15 protein-coding genes are annotated in these 23,943 nt (G+C 55.8%); 2 read left to right on the forward strand and 13 right to left on the reverse strand.

Translation table 11 applies throughout. From position 1 onward, the window contains the following. Nucleotides 1-12 precede the first annotated feature (12 nt). The gene (locus ACM0M4_RS23625; RefSeq protein ID WP_023124768.1) at nt 13-1,530 is read left to right on the forward strand and encodes a conjugal transfer protein TraG N-terminal domain-containing protein; all 1,518 of its coding nucleotides are present in this window, start codon (nt 13-15) and stop codon (nt 1,528-1,530) included. A gap of 19 nt (nt 1,531-1,549) precedes the next feature. On the opposite strand, the gene ACM0M4_RS23630 is transcribed toward ACM0M4_RS23625, so the two are convergent. The 3 genes from ACM0M4_RS23630 to ACM0M4_RS23640 are packed head-to-tail and all read right to left on the reverse strand — an operon-like array spanning nt 1,550 to nt 2,727. Beyond that, nucleotides 1,550-1,924 carry a DUF3742 family protein gene (locus ACM0M4_RS23630; protein ID WP_014596086.1) on the reverse strand — a complete coding sequence of 125 codons (375 nt, stop codon included), beginning with the start codon at nt 1,922-1,924 and terminating at the stop codon, nt 1,550-1,552. Between the two features lie 27 nt (nt 1,925-1,951). Next, nucleotides 1,952-2,410: a type II toxin-antitoxin system YhaV family toxin gene (locus tag ACM0M4_RS23635; RefSeq protein WP_023124769.1), complete on the reverse strand. Its 459-nt coding sequence runs from the start codon at nt 2,408-2,410 to the stop codon at nt 1,952-1,954. Then, on the reverse strand, nt 2,410-2,727 hold the full coding sequence (locus ACM0M4_RS23640; protein WP_014596084.1) for a type II toxin-antitoxin system PrlF family antitoxin: 318 nt from the start codon (nt 2,725-2,727) through the stop codon (nt 2,410-2,412). Before ACM0M4_RS23640 ends, ACM0M4_RS23635 begins: the two co-directional genes overlap by 1 nt. 307 nt (nt 2,728-3,034) lie before the next feature. Here ACM0M4_RS23640 and mobH point away from each other — a divergent pair, with 307 nt between their 5' ends. Further along, entirely contained in the window at nt 3,035-4,891 is a 1,857-nt protein-coding gene (mobH, locus tag ACM0M4_RS23645) for a MobH family relaxase (protein ID WP_026383926.1), read from the forward strand. 30 nt (nt 4,892-4,921) lie between these two features. Here the strand turns inward: mobH and ACM0M4_RS23650 are convergent, their stop codons facing one another. The 10 genes from ACM0M4_RS23650 to intI1 all read right to left on the reverse strand — a co-directional run bounded on the left by ACM0M4_RS23650 (nt 4,922) and on the right by intI1 (nt 23,941). Beyond that, complete coding sequence (locus tag ACM0M4_RS23650) at nt 4,922-8,257, reverse strand: cold shock domain-containing protein (RefSeq protein ID WP_026383927.1); 3,336 nt, start codon at nt 8,255-8,257, stop codon at nt 4,922-4,924. Beyond that, nucleotides 8,254-10,890, reverse strand: a complete 2,637-nt coding sequence (locus ACM0M4_RS23655; protein WP_008265595.1) for a chromosome segregation ATPase — start codon at nt 10,888-10,890, stop codon at nt 8,254-8,256. The genes ACM0M4_RS23650 and ACM0M4_RS23655 overlap by 4 nt, the downstream gene beginning before the upstream one ends. Before the next feature lie 2 nt (nt 10,891-10,892). Further along, the gene (locus tag ACM0M4_RS23660; RefSeq protein ID WP_199870679.1) at nt 10,893-12,833 is read right to left on the reverse strand and encodes a hypothetical protein; all 1,941 of its coding nucleotides are present in this window, start codon (nt 12,831-12,833) and stop codon (nt 10,893-10,895) included. After that, nucleotides 12,827-16,183, reverse strand: a complete 3,357-nt coding sequence (locus ACM0M4_RS23665; RefSeq protein WP_026383930.1) for a DEAD/DEAH box helicase — start codon at nt 16,181-16,183, stop codon at nt 12,827-12,829. The genes ACM0M4_RS23660 and ACM0M4_RS23665 overlap by 7 nt, the downstream gene beginning before the upstream one ends. Continuing rightward, nucleotides 16,180-17,523, reverse strand: a complete 1,344-nt coding sequence (locus ACM0M4_RS23670) for a protein kinase domain-containing protein (protein WP_221345438.1) — start codon at nt 17,521-17,523, stop codon at nt 16,180-16,182. Before ACM0M4_RS23670 ends, ACM0M4_RS23665 begins: the two co-directional genes overlap by 4 nt. Further along, nucleotides 17,516-18,232 (reverse strand): PP2C family serine/threonine-protein phosphatase, encoded by a 717-nt coding sequence (locus ACM0M4_RS23675; protein WP_023124773.1) that lies wholly within the window; start codon nt 18,230-18,232, stop codon nt 17,516-17,518. The genes ACM0M4_RS23670 and ACM0M4_RS23675 overlap by 8 nt, the downstream gene beginning before the upstream one ends. Next, the gene (locus tag ACM0M4_RS23680; RefSeq protein ID WP_026383932.1) at nt 18,229-18,717 is read right to left on the reverse strand and encodes a hypothetical protein; all 489 of its coding nucleotides are present in this window, start codon (nt 18,715-18,717) and stop codon (nt 18,229-18,231) included. Before ACM0M4_RS23680 ends, ACM0M4_RS23675 begins: the two co-directional genes overlap by 4 nt. Next, a complete protein-coding gene (locus tag ACM0M4_RS23685) occupies nt 18,714-20,477 on the reverse strand; it encodes a Card1-like endonuclease domain-containing protein (protein WP_033936268.1) in 1,764 nt (587 codons plus the stop codon). The genes ACM0M4_RS23680 and ACM0M4_RS23685 overlap by 4 nt, the downstream gene beginning before the upstream one ends. Beyond that, on the reverse strand, nt 20,474-22,669 hold the full coding sequence (locus ACM0M4_RS23690) for an FtsK/SpoIIIE domain-containing protein (protein WP_223717143.1): 2,196 nt from the start codon (nt 22,667-22,669) through the stop codon (nt 20,474-20,476). The genes ACM0M4_RS23685 and ACM0M4_RS23690 overlap by 4 nt, the downstream gene beginning before the upstream one ends. A gap of 258 nt (nt 22,670-22,927) precedes the next feature. Then, complete coding sequence (gene intI1, locus ACM0M4_RS23695) at nt 22,928-23,941, reverse strand: class 1 integron integrase IntI1 (protein ID WP_000845048.1); 1,014 nt, start codon at nt 23,939-23,941, stop codon at nt 22,928-22,930. Nucleotides 23,942-23,943: the final 2 nt, after the last annotated feature.

Below are 23,943 nucleotides of genomic sequence, written 5' to 3' on the forward strand. Positions count from 1 at the left end.
AGGGGCGAGGACATGACGCTTTTCACCACCGACTACTTGGAGTACTACCTGACGCTGGTGTCGTGGATCGTCCATAACGGCATCTGGGCCGTGCTGGTGGCGAGCGGCGTATTCGCGCTGCCTTTCATTGCCATCATCGTGCAGGAATGGCTGAAGGCCCGTGCGGAGGGCGCCGACGAAGGCAACAAGGGCGTGCTCTCGGCTGCGCGCATTGAGAACCGGGTGTTCGTCGCCATCGTGGTGGTGATGTTCGCCGGCATCCCATTCATCGACGTGGATCTCAACACCATCCGCTACGACAGCTCGCGCTCGGCCCAATGCCAAGTCAGCGTGCCGCAGCCCACCGATACCGGCTGGTCGCAGTCCTTCAGCACTATCAACAACCAGTCGGCGAAGGTGCCCGTCTGGTGGGCCTTTATGCACACACTCTCGCGAGCAGTGACCGGTGCCTCTGTGGCGGCGATTCCCTGCGGCACCGACTTGCGGCAGATGCGCATGGAGATCGACGCGACGCGCATCGACGACCCGGTATTGGCTCAGGAAGTGGCGGATTTCTCGCGGGACTGCTACGGACCGGCACGCGCCAAGCTCTTCATGCAGCGCCCGGACCTCGATGAGACACAAATGCACGACGTGACCTGGATCGGCTCGCGCTTCTTCACGGACACCGGCGGCTACTACGACAGCTATCGCTCCAGCACACCACGCGATGACTGGCCCTACGACAGCAACCGTGATGCCGGGCTTGCGCAGGTGGCCAGCGGTGGCGGCTATCCGTCCTGCAGGCAGTGGTGGGCCGATGGCAGCAATGGCCTGCGCGCACGCCTGCTGGGGCAGGTAGACCCAAGCCTGCTGAATCGCCTGGCGGGCTGGGCCGGCTTTCTGAGCCGAGCCGAGGTGGACGACTCGGTAATCCGCACCATCGCCTCGCCGCGGCAGCAGAAACTGAACCAGGGCAACGTCTATACGGACTACGGCGGCCAAATCGACAAGACCCTGCCAAACATCGTGACGCGGGCCACGGGCGACGTCGGCATGGCTGTCGGCGCGATTGCCGCGTTTCCCGCCATGGACGTGGTGCGCCAAGCGCTGCCCATGGTGCTCGGCTTGCTCAAGATGGCGCTGGTCATCTGCATCCCGCTGGTGCTGGTTGTGGGCACCTATGACTTGAAGACGGTCGTTACCGTGAGCGTCGTGCAGTTCGCGCTGTTCTTCGTCGATTTCTGGTTCCAGCTCGCGCGCTGGATCGACAGCACCATCCTCGATGCGCTTTATGGCTGGGGCTTCGGCTGGAACCGGCCACACGCCAACTTCGATCCACTGGTGGGGCTGAACAACGCCTTTGGCGACCTGTTGTTGAACTTCGTTATGGGGACGATGTTCATCGTGCTGCCCACCTTTTGGATCGGTGCGCTGACCTGGGCCGGAATCCGCGCTGGAACGATCGCAAACAGTTTCTCAGCAGGTACGAGGGACGCAGGCGCTGCCGGTGGAAAAGGAGCTGGCGCAATGTCAAGGAAGTTGAAGTGACGCACGCTCAAGCCGAGTGTCAGTCATCATCCTTGTACATCTCATGAGATGTGTCGTTGTAGAGATTCGGGTCATAACCCGGTGTCTCTCGAAGTTCTTCCAAGGTGGTAGGAAACTGCAAATGGAACTCTTCGTCTGAATGGCTCTGATTTGCTGCCCATCCCACAGCCACGACACAAACCAACAGCAGTGCCAGCCAGAACGCGGAATAGAGCAGTACACCGAGCACGGCCAGCTTGACCACCCACAACAGCACGGTGGCACCAACTACCGGCACGCCCCTGTACACCAACCAGCTCGACGCCCGCCGTTCGCCACGCGCATAGGCGCGCCATCCACGGCCAAAGCTACGGCCGAGGCGTTCTGCGGTGCTGATGCGGGTCGTCGTGTTCATGGTCGTCACCTGCTATATGTGAAATCACTACTCCAGTTTGCTCCAATCCTGCTTGCTTGCCTGTACCAATGCGCTCCATTCGTCCGGCGGATTCCCGCGCCCGAGCATCTTCTCGAACACGGCATACGGGTCTGATTTGCTTCCCGAAGACCGCAGGGTCTGTTCATCGTTGACCCAGGCGTACACGATGACCTTCGCCTTCGAGTCGTAGCGGAAGAACAGCCGGTATCGCCTTCCGAGCTTGGCCCGCCGCCAGTGGCGATATGCCGGCCCCATGGTGTTGCCTTGCCGGTACTCATCGCGCGCCGGGTCACTCGGTATCACGTCTTGTATCAACTGGGTCAAGGCCCGGAAGAACTTGACGTTGGCGTTCGATCCGAACCCTTCCGGGTCGTTGCCTTGGGCGCGCAGCACAGCCGCGCGCAGCTTCATCAACTGCTCGATCAGGTTGTCGTGGAACAGCAGTGTCCAGCCATGCTGTTGCATCAGATTTCCACGTCCTCATCGAAATCATCGCCCAGGTCCACCTTGTGCCCCGCGTGCTCCAGCATTGTGCGAGCCAGATTCTCGGGCAGGCCGCGCACATTCCGACCCGCTTCAATGTCGCGGGCCAGCAAGGTCAGAAACGCGGCAATGGCCGGGTCCTCGTGCTCGGCATCGGCGCGGGTCACGACGACCTCACTGCCACGAAGCTCGAACGCAAGCTTGCTGCCGGTATCGGCCCCAAGTGCCTGTCGGATGGACTTGGGTAGCGTGATCTGGCCTTTGGAGGTCAGCGTGGCAACTTCGTGAATGGCAGGCATGGCGGCTCTCTTGATCGCAATTCCCGTATTGTAAGGAAATATCCTTACCTCGTCAATGAAAGGTCTCACCGGGGTCCTCCAGCATCCAACAATGAATCTCATCGTAGGGTGGGAACAGCCAGCCTTCCTGCATCAATCCGGCCCCGCCATACCCGCATTGACGGTGGACAACCAATGCTCACCGCTCTATATCCAAAGGCTTCTAAAGGCCAAAGGGCCGAAACGGCAAGGGAATGGGGTGCAAGGGGAAAGGCCCTACCCGAAAAGGCGAAAAGGCCGCCCGCTTGCCCGCCACCAGGACACCCACATGCTCTCTCTGTTCCAGCGGAAACGGCCTCCGGTCGCTGCCGCTCCGTCGCCTGCACCCGTCACCGATCTCCCGAAAGGGCTGCTGCAACCGGAATCGGCCGCATCGCTGCTGGCGACACCGCGCCGGCAGAAGCTGCTGGAACACATCTGGCAGCGCACCTCGCTCTCGCGCAAGCAGTTCGCCGCGCTGTACCGCACGCCGATGGAACGTTATGCCGAGTTGGTTCAGGCTTTCCCTGCATCCGAAGCACATCACCATGCCTACCCAGGCGGCATGCTCGACCACGGCCTGGAAATCGTCGCCTACAGCCTGAAGCTGCGCCAGTCTCATCTGCTGCCCATCGGCGCCAACCCCGAGGATCAGGCTGCGCAAGCCGAAGCCTGGACCGCTGCCGTCGCCTACGCCGCACTGCTGCACGACATCGGCAAGATCGCCGTCGATCTGCACGTCGAGCTGGCCGACGGCTCGATCTGGCATCCGTGGCACGGCCCGCTGTGCCAGCCATACCGCTTCCGCTACCGAGACGATCGCGAGTACCGGCTCCACAGCGCCGCGACAGGCTTGCTCTACCGGCAACTGCTTGACCGTGAAGTCCTGGATTGGCTCAGCTGCTATCCGTCGCTGTGGGCACCGCTGCTCTACGTCCTGGCCGGGCAGTACGAGCACGCTGGCGTGCTGGGCGAATTGGTGGTGCAGGCCGACCGAGCTTCCGTGGCCCAGGAACTGGGCGGCGATCCCACACGCGCCATGGCCGCGCCCAAGCACGCACTGCAACGCAAGCTGCTCGACGGGCTGCGTTACCTGCTCAAGGAGGAGCTGAAGCTGAACCAACACGAAGCCTCGGATGGCTGGCTCACCGAGGATGGTTTGTGGCTGGTGAGCAAGACGGTCTCGGACAAGCTTCGGGCACATCTGCTGTCCCAAGGCATCGACGGCATCCCAGCGAACAACACCGCCGTGTTCAACGTGCTGCAGGATCACGGCATGTTGCAGCCCACGCCGGACGGCAAAGCGATCTGGCGTGCGACCGTGACCAGTTCCACCGGCTGGAGCCACTCGTTTACGTTGCTACGGCTGGCACCCGCGCTGATCTGGGAATCTGGTGAGCGACCGGCACCGTTCACCGGGACGTTGACGATCGACACGCCCACCGCAGTTGAAGATGTCGAAGCAGGAGCCACCCTTTCTGCGAAAGGCGCGACGTCCGCTTTGGAGAATCCAAACGCTCCGCCAGCGGAGGGTAGTGGCATCACCTCAGCCCCTCCACCCAAGGCCCAGGCCAGCCCCGACGTCATAGCGGACATGCTGGCGATGGTGGGAACGGGAAACTCGCCAACCACAGATCAGGATGTGGAAACCGTCCCGGACGAAGTACCCGCAACTCTCCCCGATGCGACCCAGCCGCCCTTGGCCGCCGCTGCGCCTTCGTCACCGGCCTTCACGTCCTCGACGACACAGCCATCCGGCGAGCACTTCATGGCGTGGCTGAAACATGGCATCGCCACGCGGCGGCTCATCATCAACGATGCGAAAGCGCTGGTGCATACCGTGAGCGACACCGCCTACCTGGTCAGCCCTGGCGTGTTCCAGCGCTATGCGCAGGAACACCCGCAGGTAGGCAAACTGGCCAAACAGGAGAACCTGCAGGATTGGCAGTGGGTGCAGAAGCGCTTCGAGCGACTGCAATTGCATCGCAAGCAACCAAGTGGCCTGAACATCTGGACTTGCGAAGTCACAGGCGCCAGAAAATCGAGGAAGCTACATGGCTATTTACTTATCAAACCAGAAATGGTTTTCGAATTTACGCCTCCAAATAACCCATATATATTTTCAATGAAATTTCCCGGCCTATGAAGATCAAGATATGAAAATCATCTATCAAAATTAAATGGTCTCATCAGTATTTCCATCAGAAACACTAGATATGTGAATAGCGTTCGCACCATCGTCACCAGTGAGGTACAGGCGCAGCGCGTAGAGCAGATCGGGGGTGCGGTCGCCTGAGGGTTTCTGGATGTTGATTTTCACACGGGAGAAGAGCTTGATGTTGGACAGTGTGACAATTTCTGTCACTCGCTCGATTTTCTTGGCCAATTCCTTGGTGATTTTTTGATGCGGCTGAAGGAGAATCTTGATTTCGGGGGTGGATGATGCACGGGTGCGAAGCAGGCCGAGCAGAAGTTCAAGCGGTTCTGTCGTGGCGCGAATCCAGTTGCGAGCAGTCCACTCGTCTTTCCGGGGCGGATATTGCTTGATGTTGAGCATGATGTTCAGAGCATTCAGAATGGACTGCAAGTTGGCGAGGCTGAATTTCTCAACAAACTGCTGCTCTCGCCAGATGGCATAGGCCAAAATACTGAGCGCGTCATTTGACGGATTCGCAACGAGCTGGGATAGCAAATCTTTCTGCCATTGCTGCGAAACATCACCAAGCGCGAAGCCGACGGCTCGCAGGTCACGAATTTTCTGACCCTCAACCTGCCCGGTTATCCACTGAACGCAATTTTCAGGCGCATCCTTGTGCATACAGGCCATTAGAAATCGAATTTCATTCTTTACTTGCTCAGGAATGCCACTCTCGTTCAGCAGGGCAACGAGGTGTTCTCCTCTGGCCTTCATTGCGTCGGCAAACCCTTTCGGACATTCACGGTCTCCAGTCGAGCGCCCATCGCGCCAAACCTGAATGACAGGAAAGTAAAGTCTCTTGCGTATACTGGCAACCAGATTTTTTGCTGATTCTTCGTCAAAGTTTTTCAGACGCACTTCATCTTTGTATCTCGGCCCTGCCACTTTCCAGCCAGAGAATTTCCCATCGCGCTCCTGAAGCTCGAATGAAATTTCTGCCCCCTCAGTGAAGTCGGCGTAGCTCAGTTCATGAACAAAACTGTTCTGATGAATGAATACAGACTCATCGGTGGATTTACATGTAGCAAAGGTAAACTGCCCGCCTATTTTGTCGGTCAGCCACTTTCTGTTTACCGTGCCAGTCGTCCTCTGTTTGGGGCGGATGTAAAAATCACGGTCAAGCTGTTCAATTGCCCTTTCCACCCAGTCCAACAGATCAGAGGTTTTATTACTGTCTTGCTTCGGAAACCGCTGCAACTCCGCCCAATTCATTGGCTGCGGATATTCCGGCGCAGGGGCATCGGTGATTTCTTCCGTGCGTCGCCAGGTAGCGCGGATGGGTGGGAAAGATTTGTCGCGCGGTGTGAAGACGAGTTTATAGGGATCATCCGCGCCGTATTCAAAGGTCAGGTTCAACTCGCAGTCAACCTTGTTTTCCAATGGGAAGGCGGGTGAATCGAGACGAGCAGAGAAACCGAAGTCGTCACCCTTATCGCCGACATAGAGCGGAAACGAGTAATGCGGCCTGCCAGCGGGCAGTGTGAAGAATTCATCAACCGGGATGGTGACGGGTTTACCCCGAATGGGTTTGACTGTCGTTCCGCGCAAAACCAGGTGGAATCGTTGCTGATGTCCATCCTTCATCACTTTGACTGAAAGCTCAGGAATCTGGTCGCGCCAAAGTGGAATATCAGCCACCTGTTGTTGTAAAGCATGTAGATGGATTCCGCCCATAACGGGGCTTTCCATCAAATTGATGCAGAACGCGAAATTCCCGATGTTTGGAATACGCTTCAGGTGTGCTGCCTCAATGAATGGGGGCTTTGCCGGGCGGATCGCATCGTGCCACCGCCCGTTGGCATCCAGCGTGATGATGTCGTAGCCGCTGCCACCTAGCCTTTCTGCTTCCTCGCCAGGGATAACAACCGGCGGGCAACGCTCCCAATAAAAGCCTTTGGTGATGGGAAGACGTTTCGCCAGGTCTTTGTCGCGCTTGGCGATGAGCTTGGTGGCGGTCGTCTTGCCGCCAATGGAATCAACGACGATGATGGCGTAACCCTCGCCCGTGATTTTGGCCGGGTCAGCTTGAGCGAACACGGCCGCCACACTTCGCGGCAACGGCTCGGCATTCGGGAAACGCGCGTTGAGGTTGCGACGGATGACTTCAAGCTCGAAATCGTTGAGAAAGTCAGGCGCAAGCCAGATGAGTGTATCGTTCTTGAACTCTTCGCGTAGCCGAGTAGTGAACGCGCGGGCGGCGGGGTCAAAAAGCTCAGTGGCGTTGTCTTTGGCGAAAAACAGATCTGGCGCAGAAATGGTGGTCGCATCGGGATTCAGCCAAACGGCATCGGAACCAAAGAGTTCGATGTCAACGGTTTCATTTTCGCGCTGCCACCTCTGCCAAAGAAAGGGGGCCGCCAGCGACTGCGCTCCTTTTCCGTCACCACTGGCATAGCGGGGATGCAGGGCTGTGATATCAACACAAATTGGTTCGGCACTCGCGCTTTGTCGCAAATGCCGGGGCATCTTGTACTTCACTTCCTTGAACAAAGGTGGCTTGGAAGTCCACGGAAGAATCTCAAACTTTTCATAATCGAATAGTAACGGTATCTCAGCAAAAAGATGCTTTCCATCAAGCCACATTTGCGCGCATTGCTGCCAAAGGCGCATGGTTTTCTCGCGGACATCCAGTTGAGAAAGGTCGCTGGTGATGTCCTCATCGAGGGTTTGCAGCCAGCGCCATGCATCCCACACGTGACGGTAATCTCGGTGTGCTAGTAGCGTGTTGTTAGGTGGCAGATTTTCCCAATTGCCGATGGCTTGCGCCTCATCAGAACGCAACCATAAGTAGATTTTTGATAGAAGCTCATCCTCTTGACCGAGACAATCACCGCGTAAATCAAGCATTTCCGCAAGGCGAATGGCAAAGGCTTTCAGCAAGCGATTTTCCGGCAGGTCGACGGATTGAAAACGACGCACAGCCTGTATGTAGGGGTTACCTGCCAGTTTTTCCCGAATGGTACGACCCGGACGATTACTCAGCTTAATAAAACTGTTGGCATCCAGTTCACGCACAGCATGAACAGGCAGTAGAGCGTGTTCGCGGCGAGGACTTTCGTTGAGAGAATGAAATAATCGCTCGACAGAAGCGCGGCAGTGTTCCGTTATGCGCCAAAGGCGGTCACGGGTTATCTCACTCGCTTCTGGCTGTGCGACTTTGGCGAGGAACCCTGACAAGGATTTCGGCAGAGCCGCGCCGGTCTTAGGATCGAAATCCGTGATTGAACCAAACCAATTCATTTGCTCAAGCAGTTTTTTGGCAAGTTTTTCTTTGGCACGGAAGTCGGTATAGATTTTTTCCAGAGTAATACTCATTGCTTGGCGTGAATCCTTCCTGCTCTGGCATTTTCTTCAAGTTTCACGCGCAGCTCATCTCGTTGCTCTGGTGTCTTTAAGTTCCACATTTTATGACGCTTGTCTGAATCTGGTTCATCTTTCATAAAAAGGGAGTGTGGCAATTCAGCATTGTCCGAGTCTCGACTGGCCGTGGATCTATCATTGGTTTCCGTGTCACCGACGTTTAGGTAATTTGCCGATTGCCAAATAAACTGACCATAGCCAAGATCACAGGCAAGGTCGAAATCCTCTGTCAGATTGAATGAGTTACTGCCGATTCCTGTAACGAGTTGTCCACGAATCCTGTCCAGGCACTCTGTCTTGCTCTTGCCGCGTGTATCAATACCCCGCAATTTGGGCATGACCTTCTGCACGAGTTGATCCTCGAAGGCGACATGCATAGCTCTGGCAAGCGCATCTTTATCGCGTGCAGCACGGACATCCGGGTAATTGGCCATGTAGTATTCAATGGATTGCCAAACGCGGTGACCGAGGGCACGGCCTGTAACCGCTAAAGAAGCATTGATTGCTTCAATGAATTTTTTGAACGGGCTGACTTGATCGTCGGAGAAGTTGCTGCCCTGTGCTAGCCAACTCTGCCACGACGTTTTGTGTAGCGCCGGGCCTCGATTTTTGTCATCAAGTGGAGCAAGCTTCAGGCGGCGTTTGAGTTCCGTCGGGCGCGGAAAGTTGATGATGATGGAACGGTCAAGCACCTTGTCCGAAAGGGACTTGGTGGTTTCGTCCTGGTTCATCGTCCCTGTCCAGAGTACATTACGACCGAGGGGAAGCTTATAGGGTTCCATGCCGGCGCCAATTTTCACCGGTATGAACGGAACATCATCACCCTTTCTGCCACGCCGCAGTTCTAGCTTGCTCAAAAACTCTGCAAAATAAAGCTCAGGGTGTGCCAGATTCATCTCATCAAGCAGAACAAGACACACTGCGTCCTGCAATCCTGGATAATCTGCTTGTTTCAACGCTTCAATCAGCTCTTTGTCCTTCTCAGGGTCAAGTGCTATTTGCTGATCTGGCGACATACTCTGCCAACGTCTAATGCGCTGTTCATATTGTTCGCGGCCTGATATCTGACTTTGCGCGAGAAAACGCAGCACCGGCTGTGCATCGAATTTATTGTCTATGGAATTGAAAAAGCCCAGCATGGATTCCTGCGAATCCCAATTAGGCTGGACAGACAGCGGCTCGAAATAAATTCCGCCAAAGTGCGAGTAGAGGCGCGGCAGTTCGGATTTTCCGGTTCCGGAAACCCCTGCCAGGACAGTGAGCGGCGACCATTCCGCTGTTTTGAGAGCTGTATGAAAAGCTTTCAAAATACGTGGATTGAAATGTAGTCCGTATGTATCGCAAGCATTACCAATCCCAGTGAGCCAAGTTAGCTCATCGATCTCGTGCTGCACCGGCTGCTTGACCTTATCCACACTGATGTGCGGCATCTCAATTTCTTTGTAGCGAGCGGTAACTTCAGCAGGGCGCTCATAAGCTGCACGCAAACGCTTGAGTTCGGCTTGCGCTTCGTTGGCTGCTCCCTCGAAGATGGATGCCCTTTGCGCCAGAGATTTGTTTTCGGCGTTGAGCTCCGAGCCTTGACGGCGCAGCTCGCCAATTTCAGCGACCGCAGCCTCATTGGTGGAAAGTTGCCGTTCTAACTGGTCTGCCCGTGTTTTCTGATTTTTGGCTTCTGATTCAAGGGCTTGATACCGCTCGCGCATTTCCTCAGTAGGTCGGGTAGCAAGCTCCTCTCGTAGGCGTTTGAGTTCGTCGGCCTGGCTGTTCAGCGCACGCAGAATTTCAGCAGGGTCTTTGCCACCAAGTTGCAACTTTAACTGTTCGAACGCGCCGAGAAGTTCGTCTTGAGTTTTAAACGCCTCGCGCAGTCGAATGTTTTCCTCTTTGGCAGATTGCAGAGCAGCCTCTAGCGATTTTCGGCGATCCTCAACACGCCTCTCAACCTCATCGTCCAGTTGCTCGCTGCGCCTCTGGTTCTGCTGTTCCAGCCGTTGTTCTTTGCGTTCGAGTGTCCGCTCTGAAGTCTCAAGCTCTGCCTGTCTTCCTTCGACTTCGCTTTGCAAGGCGGAGAGTGCGCCTTTTTGTTTCTCAAATTCCGTGCGCTCTGCATTCAACTGCTTTCGAGCGTCACCCTGTTGTTTTGTCCATGCATCGCGCTCTTGGGCGATTTCTGTCCGAATGCGCTCCCGTTCGGCGTTTTCGGCATGGGCAACCGCACCCAGTCGCTTTGCTTTCAGCTCGGAAATTTCAACCTCCAACGCTGAAAGGTTTTTCTCTCGCATCTCGGCAATTGCTCTTTCGCCCTGGGCGCGCTTTTCACGCAGCTCATCATTCAGCGCGGCTCGTTCATCGGCAAAACCTGCATCACACTTTTGCTCAGCCTGCGTGACGGCCTGCTCGCGCTGCGCCAGCTTGGCCTTGTCTTGCTCGATGACTTGACGCTCTGCAGTCGCATCCCTTTCACGTGTAGCCACGGCGGTTTCACGGCTGGCGATTTCGCTTTCCTTGGTGTTTATCCAGCTCTCACGCGCGTTCAAATCGGCAAGCCGCTGGGCTTCGGTGTCGGGTTGGACGGGGCTGTTCATTTTCAAGATTCCATAAGTGTTCTGATAGTTGTGAAAGCAGCTTTGCGAAGCTGTGCGATGTTCTCTTTGGGCAATGGCAGCGGCTCGTTGCCATGCCCACGCCGAGCGATAAGGTTTGCCATATCGCCGATCAAGGACGGCTGCGTGTCATGAATTGCGGCAAGTTCATCAGCATCGCTCACCAGCAACCATGCAAGAACGCAAGCTCCGAGTGTTTGGCTGCCGCCTTGCAGTGTCTGACGCACAGCCGACGTTTTGACGGTGCGCAGGCTCTCAGGTAAGCCCTCGCAGAAACCAGCCTCAGCAGCTTTACTTTCAGCCATGTCTTTGATCTGCCCTTCACAGGTATCAGGCGGCAGCCTGCCTGCCAAAGCTCTCGCAAATGATGACTGGATTGCGGCATAAAGATCGCGAACATAGGCCAAAGAGTCATCCCCGTCATGACACGACTGGAAAAAACGCTCCGCGTGAACCAGCCGGTCTTGCAGGTTTGCGCCCAGGCGGTTGAACAGCTGGTGGCCGAACTCCTCTTGAATGCTGGTACGGGCATCCAGCAGTGCATCACCCTGCTCGTCCTTGTTTGGCGCGGTAGGAGGCGTGTCGGTAAACATGATGTCTGGCACAAGCGCATGAACGACTTCGCGCATGAACGAATCGTCAGTTAGTGCCTGCTGCGGGGCGTCCGCGCCGCCCTTGCCGTGGCCCTTCTCGTTACGTTTGGCGTTGATGGCAAGAAGGCGGTTAATGAGGTCTGAATACGCGACCACAACACGGCGCAAGGGATGCAACGCATCGTCTTGCGCTTGAAGCAGAGCGATCGCGAGAACCGTCTCTTGGAACGCACCACCGTCCTCAAATTCCCGCAGCTTACCTTCCCGAATCGGTCTGAAGCCGTTCGGCGGCGGCTCAAGACCGACGGTTTTCGCGGCCTGCTCAAGCAGGGCGGCGTGCTGGTCTTGCGCAGTGAATTTCAGCCTTTTAATGACGGAATCAACCGGCCGGCGGCAACTGGCATAAAACAGTGCCCATTCGATGGCGGCATGGATTTGGGCGATGGAGCGGAACGGGCTATTCCGCAAGGGGCGCAAATTAGCGACGAGCTTCGGGTAACTTTGCCAGTTGGCGTCGTTGTCGAACGGCTCTTTGACCGTGGCATCCTGCTTTTCTGGACGAGGAGTGCTCAATGACTGCTTCCAACCATGCAGCCACGTGGTCAGGCTTTCCTCCTGCTCAAGCAACTGTTCGAACGATTTTTCGAGAATCAAGGAAAAACCGTTGCCGAATGGGTCGGCGATGCGGAATTCGCCATCGCTTTTCTGGATGGCGATAGGGCAGTCAAGGTGAAGCAGGTCGGGCTCGGCGACTATCGTGATCTGCTGGACTACGGGCATCTTGGTGTCCTTGCCGAACGCAGACGAGCGCTTTTTCATTGCGCGCAAAGTTCTGATTACATCACGCGGCGCGGGTATCGCTTTTCTTTGGACACCATCCCAGCGGATTATCCGGAAGTCTTTGTCCTCGTTTTCCTTTTTCCGCATGGGGTTTGTGTCGTCCAGCCAATGCAGGAAGGGCAGAATTTTTCCAGTGGCGAGTTCGCGGAACAAAAGCGCGGTAACGAATGCCGGGGCACATTCTTCTTCGCGCTCCCGCTCAATGATGGCATGGTGGTCGTCAATCAAGTCCTTGTCTTGCAAACGGAGCAGAACGCTCTTGACCAAATCGACTGGAATGCGGGTTTCATCCGCCAGCGCATCGGCGTTCATCAAGCCGACAGTTTCAAGCAGTTTCAGGATGACGCGTTCAAATGCGTTCAAGCCATCGCCATCGTCAAGAACTCTGGGCAAGGTCACGCGGTATACGTTCACCGGCCACGCGAGGTGGCGAGGCCTGCCGATGATCCCTCCGAAGGGGGCAGGTTTACCGTAATCAAGGAGCTTCAGCATGGCAGCACCACTCCTTGCTCGCGGCATAGTCGAAGGAAATCCACCAGTCCCGGCACAAAGTCCGCCGCGAGTTCACTTTGCAGCAAACCCGTATCGCCAACGACCACCAGTAGCTTCTTCTGACGACTCATCGAGACATTCAGGCGGTTGTAAAGGCAAAGGTGTCCGAACAACCCTGTGGCCTGCTTTTCACGGTCATCGCTCTTGGATTTCCAGTTATGCGGCAGGGTTCGCACCATTGAGAGGAAGACGACATCGAACTCCATGCCCTGGAATGAGTCCACCGTGCCGACGCGGAGTTTTCTCTCGTCGTCCGCGATGCTGCCGAGTTGTCTCTTGATGAGTTCGGCCTGCGCCTTGTAGAACGAAATCACGCCGAACGAGAGGTCTTTGCCTGCATCTGAACTCATCCACGCCTGCAATTGGCGGGCAATAACGGTGGCCTCTGCCGGGCGCGTCCAACTGGTTCCGCTGCGCTGGTGTCTGCCTTTCGCCGCTGGCACGTCCAGCCACACAGCAGGTTTACCGTTTATGCCGGGCAGGTTGTGGGCGAAATCGCTTTCAGGCCGTCCAGAGCCGAATTGTTCCGTCGGATCGAAGCGTTCATAAAAATTGCGGCTGATAAAGCTGCCGAGCAGTGGGTGCATCCGATACTGCTTGTCGAGCGTGACACGGCGGGAGATACCGTCGCCGTCTTCCAGCGTTTTCAAGCGGGTGGCGAACAGATACTGGAACATGGATTTCTTGAGCCAGTCAGTTTCATTCTGTGCCGGTTCGTCGGCCGATGCTGCCTCGCCAGCCTCCATTTGGCGTGCTACCTCCTCATCAATGATATGCGGCAACTGCCGATGGTCGCCCACCAGAATGATGCGCTTGCCTTGCGCCATCGGAACCATCAGGTCGCGGGGTGAAACGCGAGCGGCTTCATCCACGATGACATATTCGTATTCCATGCCTTTCTGGTTTTCATTGACGTCGCGCCCGACAAGCCCTTTGCGCTTTTGCATATCACGATTGACGCTCTGTTGGCTGGTGGCGGCAAAGGCAAAACTGTATTCGGACAGGGCATCTACCATGCCATAGGGGTTGCCTTCCAGTTCGGCCAGAAACTCGGCCAGCGCAGCAGATTTTTTATCCTTAGCCGAATACTCGGCGTTTTTGATGCGTTGTATGGCGAATTCTGCCAATGCAAGCACTGCGTCGTTCTGCTTTTCCACGCGAAAAATCGGTGGAGCGGTGAACCGGGCGAAGAGCCTCTTTTTCAACGCGACCAGGTTGTCCAAAAATGGCGCTGGGCCATCTTCATTGCGCCACAGACTGGCTTTGTCCAGCAGTTTGCGTTCGTCTTCTTCAAGCACATCACGCAGGTCATCCAGTGCGTCCATCGCCCTTTCTGGCCCGTCGTCAGAAAAGCTTTCATGGCGAACACGCAGACGGCGCGCTGCATCAAGCCATTGGGTGGAGCCATCGTTGAGGTTTTCCTCGTGCGCGAGCTTTTTCGCCAAATTCGCCGACCGCCGAGCGCCGTCTTCGCCAAGAATTACACTGCCGAGCGCTGTGATTTTCCCAGCAAGGTTGGCGGCGAGCGCGCGTGACGGGGCTTGGACATATTGCAGGCACAGGTTTTTTATTTCCCGCTCCTGCTCGGCTTCCGCAATCTGGGGATTGCGCTCGCGCAGTTCGGTGGCAAGCGAGCTGCACCAGGCTTCAAGATTGCGCTCGAAGGTGCTGAGATCGTCTTCCGTCGCGCCAGACCGTTTGCCGAATTTCGGCACGGGCAGGCTGTTGAGCGAGAGCCGCTCGATCATGTTTTCCACCGCATCGTGCTGAAAGCCGGTCAGCAGCACTTGGCCTTTGATGTTCGCGCCGCGCTTGTCGGCCATCTCGTTCAGCCGCTCCAGAATGGCGGCGATGACGGTGGTTTTTCCCGTTCCCGGCGGCCCCTGAATAAGCGCGAGATCTGGCGTATTCAGCGCAACCTCAATAGCCCTTTCCTGCATGACGGTTGGCGGATTGCGAAAGACCTTGTTGCGAACGAATGCGGTGAGTGACTGGACTTTTTGCGGCGGGCGGACTTGTGTGATTTGCCCCTGTTCCTCAATCAATAGCCCAAGCTGTGGATTGGCGGAACGGCCTTCCAGAATGGCTTGACGGGCCGCCATACGCCGTTTGATCTGGGTGGTTTCACCGGCCAGCGACAGGATGAGCGTGCCGGATTCCTTGGGCAGAGCCTCGATTTTGAGCGTAAGCACACGGGTTTCCTGGTCAAACCCGACGACATCAAGGTAGGTCTTTCCTTCACGTTGCTCGCGATTTCCGTCGCCCTGCTTGATCTTCTCCGCTTGCTCAATTCCACTTGCAAAATCCTTGAAGCTCAAGCGTTCATATTTCAAATAGTCCGGCAGTTCATCCACCAACTCGACTTCAGGTACGGCACCGTTCCTCAGCGCTTTCAATGCAGAGTCAAGTGCCTGTGAAATGCGAACCGTGACGGTTCCATCCCGCTCCTGAGCCATCTCTGTGAATTGTAAAGCCCCCACTTCGCGCGCTTGCTTGAGCAGCAATTCGCCCTCCATGTCACCAAATTCATCCCACTTTTTCAGGTAGCTGTTGTCGTCTTGGGTAAGAGCGCGCATTTGCGCTTTGGCAAGAGTTTGCACTTGCCCTGCTTGTGTCCAATCGGCAAAACGCAGCCGGCCTTTGGCGAGGCGCAGGGCGCGGTCGGGTTCTTTTTTGGTCCTGGTTATGCGTGTGGCGATGTAGATGGTTTGGCCGCCTGGCATTGCTTTTTCGGTGGCAATGAAGCGGATACCTTCGCCAGTAACACAGAAAGCGTTTATTCGGGTCGGCTCCGCAGCTGCATCGCGTGGCGTGTCCTCGCCGACAGGTTTCAGTTCTTCATCAATCGCCGGGCCAGCAGTCAGGAAGAAAAATGCGTCGTTTCCCTGTTGGAAGCAGCAAAGTTCGCCCAGCCTCTTGTAAAGTGCCTCGCCCTTCGTCCGCATCTTTTCTTGCACATACTCATCCACACCGATTTCAACATCGCCCATTTCCATGCAGACGCCGGTGAAAAAACCGATCTTCAACTCGATGCTGCCATCGGCGGCAGGGTTTTCAAGTTGTGCAAGCAGGGAACGCCCACTGGCAAGTTCAGCGTTGAGGCGGCGGATGTCAACAGCCGCGACGGGGCGAACGAAAACAACCGCGTCTCTCAGGCGGATTTCAAATTCATCTGCGCGGGATAGGCTGGCCTCTACCGAGAATACTGGCTGCTCTTGCAGGGCTTCGACATTGTCAGACCGCTTGATGCGGACAGTTATGATGTTGACAGGAATGTCCTGAAACTTCATTTGCAGGCCTCCACGAACTCAAAGGTGAGGTTGTCCGGGAAAGGCAGCGTGCCCCGCACGGGGACTGCGGTTTTGGCCGCGAAGTTCAGCATGGCTTCGTATGCTGTGTTATCGAAATACTCGAATGAAAACGGGTGAAAAAGCCGCTGCGGAAATCTGAACTCCGTGGCACCACCAGGAATCAGGATTTCCCAACGTGGCGTTTTGACGCGAATGAAAGCCGGGCGCGCCGCGCCACAATACGGGCATTGCGCGTATTCATCGGCGAAATGGCTCATGCCACATTCGAGGCAATCCAGCGACTGGTCCGCCGCCCTCGCAAGCTCCAATATCCAGAACGCCATTGTCGGGCGGCGGTGCGGCAGTTCACGTCCTGCACCGAAAGTTTCCTGAAACAGGCGGCGTAATCCTTCTGTTGCGACTAATACACGGGGCAGGCCTCCAACTCCTTCGTTGGAATCGTCATTTTCGTCATCCACGAAAGGCAAGAAACCAGCGAATGCCTGTTCGTTCAGATCGGTGGCAGTGCCATTGGGCGCAGGGTCGGCATCCCAGCCGTCTTCTTCATCTTCGGGCTCCAGTACTTTCTTGCCAATGAAAGGGTGGCAAAGCGCCAGTAGCTTGAATGTCATCACAGCGAAAGCCCAGCAGTCGGTTCGCGGGCGGGATTGGTCACGGCCCTGCACTACCTCCGGTGCACCGTAGCCCGGCGTATAGACGGACACGCCGCCGCTGGGTAACTCCAGGCGCATATTGTCGGCATCTATGAGCCAGACATCGGTGGTGTCGTCTTCGCCAATGAAAGCGTTGTTGGTGGAAATGTCGCCATAGACCAGTCCCGCGCTGTGCAGGCGGGCGAGGATGGCAGCGCACTTGGCAAGCGCGAGCGAACGGCGGCGGGTGGAGCCAGTTTGTGCGTAATGCAGCAGTCGCAGCGCCAGGTCCTTGTCAGGAATCTTCGTCAGCCATTGGGGCAAGGCTTGGCTTTGATCTTCCAGCTTCTTTTTGCTTCTGCCGTCCAAATCGAAACTGGCGAAGGGCTTCATGCCGCTCAACAGACGCATCACATAGCCCGGCTCGTCGCGCAGGATGGCGAGTGGCAGGGAAACGGGGATGCGCCGTGGTATGGGCAACAGGCGGACGTGCTGGAAGCGCTCGCGCAGATTGGCGTTTTTGTCCGGCTGGCCGGCTGCGTCCAGCGGCTGCTTGACGGCCAAATCCGCATCCTTGGTGCGATAGACCACGCCTTGTCCACCGCGCGCAAGCTCATCGGCCATCTGATGAACATTGTCGTATTCATCCACAAGTGGCTTCAGAGCCTGGTGTTCGGCGTTACTCATCTGCAACCTCCTCACTGCACAGGCAGGCGAGGGTTTTATCGTCGCTGTGCTTGGGCGTGGGCCAGTTTTCGAGCATCTCGTGGATGCGCCGGTTGGCACTTACCGGCGCGAGGGTTCGATGCGTTTCGGCGAAACTGCTCACAAACCCGTCAGCGTTATCCAAATCGTCAGCCACCCCATCAGTGCAGAGCAATACTGCGATGCACTGCTCCCCCGGCAGCGACAAATACTGCCAGTCTTTGGCGGAGACCTTGGAGGACAGCGCAATGGTGATATTGGAGAAGCCTTGTGTCTTGTTTTCCGACAGCGAAACGACTGATCCATCGGACTTGGCAATAGCGGCAAGTCCGTCGCCAAGCATCCCTAGGTGGATTACGCCATCCAGGCGTAGTGCGAAAAGACAGGTGGCCGCGCAATCGCGAGGTTCCAGCGGAGCAACAAGCCTCAGCCAGTTAGCTTGGATGTTGCTAAACAGCGCGTTGTGTTCGATTTCACCACTGGTGCAACAAGCCCGGGCTGCGAACTCGACGGCGAGACAGGCAGCATGGCTGCCGAAGCTGGAGAAGGGCTTGGAGCCAACCCCGTCGGACACGACGATGCCATCACCCCAAACATGGTGAAACTTCGCCCATGCATCCTGATTTGGCAAACCTTCGGCGATATGGCTCGGGCCGCGAACGCTTGCCCCAAAACTTTTCCAAAGCGTCATGCCCATTCCTCATCCGCCTGCAGCCAGTTATCGAGTACGGCGAGCACTTCTTCTGCGGCAAACACCTTTGCGCCTTTGAGCCCCTTGGAAAGATGCGGGTTGGCATCCGCGCCGATTTGGATGACGCGCAGCGTATCCGGCGGTAGGCCTTCCTGCCAGCGGCTCAGAGTCTTCACGTCGTCTCTTGTCCAGAATCCATCCGTGAGAATCAGAACCTTTCCATCCGGCTCGCTACCCAACAGTTGAACCAGCGCCTCGCCATTGGTGCTTCCATGGCAAACCAGCATTTCCACCGGGAGATCGTCCGTGACGCTCCAGTTCGGGATGCTGCGTGCCTCGCTGCTCCAAGCACAAAGGCGGATTTCCGCCTGTCCATACCCATGCCGCACCCATTGCGCCACGGTCGTGGCCAAGGTTCGCAGGATGAAGGGCTTGCCTCCTTCACTCATGCTGCCGGAGATGTCGCAAACCAAATGGAGCATCATGGCGTTGCCTCACTCGCTTCAGCCCGCTCAGTGATGCTGTTCATCATTGCCGTTATCTGCTCAGAAAGTGATGCACCACTCCAAAGCATCAGCCTGGCATCTTTTATTTTTTTCTTGACCGACTCAGTATTTGGGAGAACACAGCAGGCAACGATACCGCGACCTTCAATTCCTCCGTAGAAGCGCACAAGGTTCTGCAGCTTCATAATCTGCTCTTGCGTTACATTGCCCGCCTTGCATTCCACGATATAAAGCGAATAACCGTCGGTGAATGTGATGTCCAGCTCGTTGTATTCAACACCGAAGCTCGAATAGCCTTTTGACTCTTCTAAATTCAAGTTCAGCTTGACATTGATGCGCAAGTCTTGAATGACTCCAGCATCCTCGTAGGGTTTGCACTGCAAATAAATAAACTCCTCGAACCAGCCGCCAGATAGGTATTTGGCGAAATCAGGCCATTTCTCAAATCTCAGATCTAATCCGTAGCCCTGGACGGATACTGCCTCCATGTCATCCAGCTTGAAATTGAAGCCGTCACGACAAATCTCGAATGGCCTGAATGCATTGTTATAGTCGGTCAGTTCTCTATAAAATCTACGCACCTTGTCACGATGCAGCCAAAGGGTCTCGGTCAGAAGTTGGCGATTTGGCGATATATCCTTCATGAAGGAACTGCCTGCAATCTCCAAACCATCGCTATTCAGGTGCAAAAATGTCTCGATTGAATCAATCTGCCTGATTTTTTCGCGCCGAACACTGTCAATGAATGTGACGCGACGATTCTTGCTGTCAAAATAAAACGGAACAGCGCCCAGTTCACGTGCAGCAGAGAGCGCGCCAGCAAACATCAATTTTGTGCCGCCAGTTAAATTGATTCCAATTCGTGTTTTTTCTGGAAATTGCTTTGCCAGCTCGGTGATTTGTTCGTGAACAGCGCTATCATCCCAGGGGTCAACGGTAAGTTCATGCAGGTCCCGAGAGCCAATAAAGGTTCGCATACATGCAGCAGGGAAGTCTTTTGAGTTGACAAAAATGTGATGCGCCGACTCAAATTGCCGGATGCTCAACAAGGCAGGCATCCGTTGCTCACCAAAAAGATGGAATGTCACATCGAACCCGTTGGAGATGCCTCGGATCGCAGCCTGTTTTGAGCTGTGTCGCTCAAGCCACTCGGCAGGCAACGCTATGACTTCGGGTGCTTTGCCAATGATGGACGATGCTATGAGTCTTTTTTTGAGTTCAGGGTAGCTCAGCGCCGCGAGCGCCCAGACAAAGGCCATCACCGGAGTTCCTGGGCTGAGATAGAGCGTGACGAGCTTTTCACCTGGCTCCTGTTCAACCCCATCCAGCGCCCGCATTGCGCTAGCGTAAATACCTTCGGTGTCGTTGAGCTGGTAAAGTTTCTCGCTATTTAAACGGATCCTTGCGTTGCAGCCCAGGGCGGCGGCTTTCTTTTTCAGCCAGGCTTCAAAATGTTCATGTGCGACAGAGGTATTAGCGAACCTGGAGACAAACTGATTAGTAAGCTTCCAGTCTTTCTCTTGCCCCATGCTTCGTATTGACGCCAATTCAAGCGTGAACGTCTTCTGCGCCTCGATCAATTCGCAGGCATCATTATCCGTCCGGGTGTAACCCAGGATAATGATGTCCGAGTAGGACGCACCCGCAAGGGCGCTCGCAATAGGGCCGTCGGTATTCTCAAACCCCAGAGACGCGCGAAAATCGGTGATTCCATACCACGTGAGCAGAAACCTCTTCATTGAGTGCTTTCCTGAACATATGGCCGGAACCATGTGATGTCATTCGTCATTTTGTTTACGAATACAGCTCGGCTCGGTTTTTCAATACCTTTGAACTTACCAACACCGCCACTCACAAGCGATCCGGCATCGTCTTCGTTCATGCAGTACGCCACGCGCAATTCGAAAAAGGAGAAAAGGTCTTTGCTGGCACTGGCACAGCGCTGCCAACGGTCAACAAAAATAAATACAAACGTCCCCTTTCTTGGGCCGTCCTCGGCGAGACGCTTTAACAAGTCAGCCGGGGTAGGTGGTTCGCCAGGCTTGAGCGATCTAAACGCTGGGGCTGGCTGTAGTGCTTTCTCGGAATCCAGGCCATCGATAATCAATGCTACGCGGCGATTCCCAATATCGTCTGATATCGCTTGAAGTGGTAGCTCGGATATATCGTCGAATATCTTGAGGCGTGCACCGAGCATCTGCGCTGCGGCTGAGAATCCTCCTCCTGGGGGGACCCCGCGCGCGTTGAAGTACACGATTTCATCAAAGCCATCGACGAAAGTCAGACTAAAAAGCGTAGCGGACAGGAGTCCATCGTGAATGTGGTCGTTGTAGCCGCTGAATAGAACATTGAACGCGGATCGACGAGTAAGTGATACCGTCAACGGTTTTGAATCGAATGCGAGATTTTCGCCCAAAAGAAGAGCTTCTTCATGCGCACAAGCTGTCTGATATTCAAAGGGAGACGGCATCTGCGGAAGGAATGCTCCGCTGAAGATTTTGGTTTTTGCAGCCTCCCCAGAAAAAGATGTACGCACTATCAAATTCGTCAACAAATCACGGCGATGCTCGCTTTCTCCGGCGAATGGAATCATGAACTTCACATTGCCGGATTTGGCACCGTTAGCATTGTTGATGATGCCTTCAGGTGGGCTGCGCAGCTCTGCGGCTGCCCAGTTCCCGCCCCCGAGGATCATTGCGGAGTCTTCCTGCCCACAAGCCAGTGCGATACGGCATCCCAACTGGGTGATGATGCTTCCGATTGACTGCGCGTTGATGCCTTTCAAAGTCTGAGTAGCCAGGAGGATGTGAATACCGAACGAGCGCCCCTGTTTCAAGAGCTTCGACAGCAGCTGCTCAGCAGCTTCTGCCACCTGGCGACTTTCTGAGAACAGAATTTGGAACTCATCTATGACTAGCAGAACGCGGGGCAACCGTACCCCGCTTGATTTACGGTATTCGCTGAAATCGTTGACATTTTTTGACTTGAATATGCGTGCACGCGTTTCCAGTTCATCCACAAGATGCCTTAATACAGTGACGCCATATTCAGGGTCACTTTCCGTAGCGACAAGGCGGGCCTGTGGGACTGGGGGCGTTGCGTAAATATTGAACTCAGTCGATTCCTTGTAATCCAGTAGATAAAGATCAAGCTCCTCGGTCGGATATTTCTCGCATAACGTGTGAATCAAAACATGGAGCAGATTGGATTTTCCCGAGCCTGTCTTCCCCGCAAGCAGTACATGATGCTCGGAGTCCGTCGCGCCCAGTCTCAGGGTCGCGAAGTCGCCTGCGGTCGTCCAGCCAATGGGAATATCAAAGCCACCAAGAGTCGTCTCCCCCTTGCCGAAGCTCGTCCAGAGATCAGGCATCGTTTTCTTGAAGCGCGTCTTGGCAGCACAATCTTCAACGAGCTTTGCGAGAAAGCCATCCAGCACATCCTGTCGCGGCCATTGCTCCGGCTGGTATGTGAATGACAGCTCGCCAGCCCCAGCGCGTTGCAACAGATCATTCAGTTGCGTGGTTGAGTTTTTCAGCGTGGCGTTGAGCTTTTCATATCGCCGGTCTTCCATGCGCTGCTCATCAATTGCAATGATGGGCAGCACACCGCAGCGTGGACCGTTTTCGCAAATGCGTCCAAGGAACCAAAGAGATTTTTCCGATATTTGCTCTGGCACATCAAAGAGCAGTACTACCTTGTAAGGCAACGGGGCATCGGGTTGAACTGCGTTGTATTGTGACCAGTTGGATGCCTTGTCATTGAACCGCTGCTGGATCAACTCCTCGATTTCGTCCGTCAGCTTGCCGAGCGCGGCTTCGATTTCGTCCGAACGAGTAAGAACATGACCTTGCGGCACCAATTGCTCAACCTTCAGCAATGGCAGGAATGGCTCGACCGATTGCCCCTGCTGCAGGGGGTCAATCAGTGTCAACTCTATTTGACCTACTGGCAAAGCCTGCAGCAACCGTAACAAGAGACAATGCACGATGTCGTTTTCAGAAGACGGCTGCACTGAACGTCAGAAGCCGACTGCACTATAGCAGCGGAGGGGTTGGATCCATCAGGCAACGACGGGCTGCTGCCGGCCATCAGCGGACGCAGGGAGGACTTTCCGCAACCGGCCGTTCGATGCGGCACCGATGGCCTTCGCGCAGGGGTAGTGAATCCGCCAGGATTGACTTGCGCTGCCCTACCTCTCACTAGTGAGGGGCGGCAGCGCATCAAGCGGTGAGCGCACTCCGGCACCGCCAACTTTCAGCACATGCGTGTAAATCATCGTCGTAGAGACGTCGGAATGGCCGAGCAGATCCTGCACGGTTCGAATGTCGTAACCGCTGCGGAGCAAGGCCGTCGCGAACGAGTGGCGGAGGGTGTGCGGTGTGGCGGGCTTCGTGATGCCTGCTTGTTCTACGGCACGTTTGAAGGCGCGCTGAAAGGTCTGGTCATACATGTGATGGCGACGCACGACACCGCTCCGTGGATCGGTCGAATGCGTGTGCTGCGCAAAAACCCAGAACCACGGCCAGGAATGCCCGGCGCGCGGATACTTCCGCTCAAGGGCGTCGGGAAGCGCAACGCCGCTGCGGCCCTCGGCCTGGTCCTTCAGCCACCATGCCCGTGCACGCGACAGCTGCTCGCGCAGGCTGGGTGCCAAGCTCTCGGGTAACATCAAGGCCCGATCCTTGGAGCCCTTGCCCTCCCGCACGATGATCGTGCCGTGATCGAAATCCAGATCCTTGACCCGCAGTTGCAAACCCTCACTGATCCGCATGCCCGTTCCATACAGAAGCTGGGCGAACAAACGATGCTCGCCTTCCAGAAAACCGAGGATGCGAACCACTTCATCCGGGGTCAGCACCACCGGCAAGCGCCGCGACGGCCGAGGTCTTCCGATCTCCTGAAGCCAGGGCAGATCCGTGCACAGCACCTTGCCGTAGAAGAACAGCAAGGCCGCCAATGCCTGACGATGCGTGGAGACCGAAACCTTGCGCTCGTTCGCCAGCCAGGACAGAAATGCCTCGACTTCGCTGCTGCCCAAGGTTGCCGGGTGACGCACACCGTGGAAACGGATGAAGGCACGAACCCAGTGGACATAAGCCTGTTCGGTTCGTAAACTGTAATGCAAGTAGCGTATGCGCTCACGCAACTGGTCCAGAACCTTGACCGAACGCAGCGGTGGTAACGGCGCAGTGGCGGTTTTCATGG

This window comes from Pseudomonas sp. 18-147, from assembly GCF_051048045.1.
GTDB classification, from domain to species: domain Bacteria; phylum Pseudomonadota; class Gammaproteobacteria; order Pseudomonadales; family Pseudomonadaceae; genus Pseudomonas; species Pseudomonas aeruginosa.

Coding starts and splice junctions, on each gene's coding strand:
- ACM0M4_RS23635 (WP_023124769.1), bottom strand. CDS start 2,410: ATGCAACAGCATGGCTGGACACTGCTGTTCCACGACAACCTGATCGAG.
- ACM0M4_RS23665 (WP_026383930.1), bottom strand. CDS start 16,183: ATGAAGTTTCAGGACATTCCTGTCAACATCATAACTGTCCGCATCAAG.
- ACM0M4_RS23685 (WP_033936268.1), bottom strand. CDS start 20,477: ATGAAGAGGTTTCTGCTCACGTGGTATGGAATCACCGATTTTCGCGCG.
- ACM0M4_RS23630 (WP_014596086.1), bottom strand. CDS start 1,924: ATGAACACGACGACCCGCATCAGCACCGCAGAACGCCTCGGCCGTAGC.
- intI1 (WP_000845048.1), bottom strand. CDS start 23,941: ATGAAAACCGCCACTGCGCCGTTACCACCGCTGCGTTCGGTCAAGGTT.
- ACM0M4_RS23655 (WP_008265595.1), bottom strand. CDS start 10,890: ATGAACAGCCCCGTCCAACCCGACACCGAAGCCCAGCGGCTTGCCGAT.
- ACM0M4_RS23675 (WP_023124773.1), bottom strand. CDS start 18,232: ATGACGCTTTGGAAAAGTTTTGGGGCAAGCGTTCGCGGCCCGAGCCAT.
- ACM0M4_RS23680 (WP_026383932.1), bottom strand. CDS start 18,717: ATGATGCTCCATTTGGTTTGCGACATCTCCGGCAGCATGAGTGAAGGA.
- ACM0M4_RS23625 (WP_023124768.1), top strand. CDS start 13: ATGACGCTTTTCACCACCGACTACTTGGAGTACTACCTGACGCTGGTG.
- mobH (WP_026383926.1), top strand. CDS start 3,035: ATGCTCTCTCTGTTCCAGCGGAAACGGCCTCCGGTCGCTGCCGCTCCG.
- ACM0M4_RS23640 (WP_014596084.1), bottom strand. CDS start 2,727: ATGCCTGCCATTCACGAAGTTGCCACGCTGACCTCCAAAGGCCAGATC.
- ACM0M4_RS23670 (WP_221345438.1), bottom strand. CDS start 17,523: ATGAGTAACGCCGAACACCAGGCTCTGAAGCCACTTGTGGATGAATAC.
- ACM0M4_RS23650 (WP_026383927.1), bottom strand. CDS start 8,257: ATGAGTATTACTCTGGAAAAAATCTATACCGACTTCCGTGCCAAAGAA.
- ACM0M4_RS23660 (WP_199870679.1), bottom strand. CDS start 12,833: ATGCTGAAGCTCCTTGATTACGGTAAACCTGCCCCCTTCGGAGGGATC.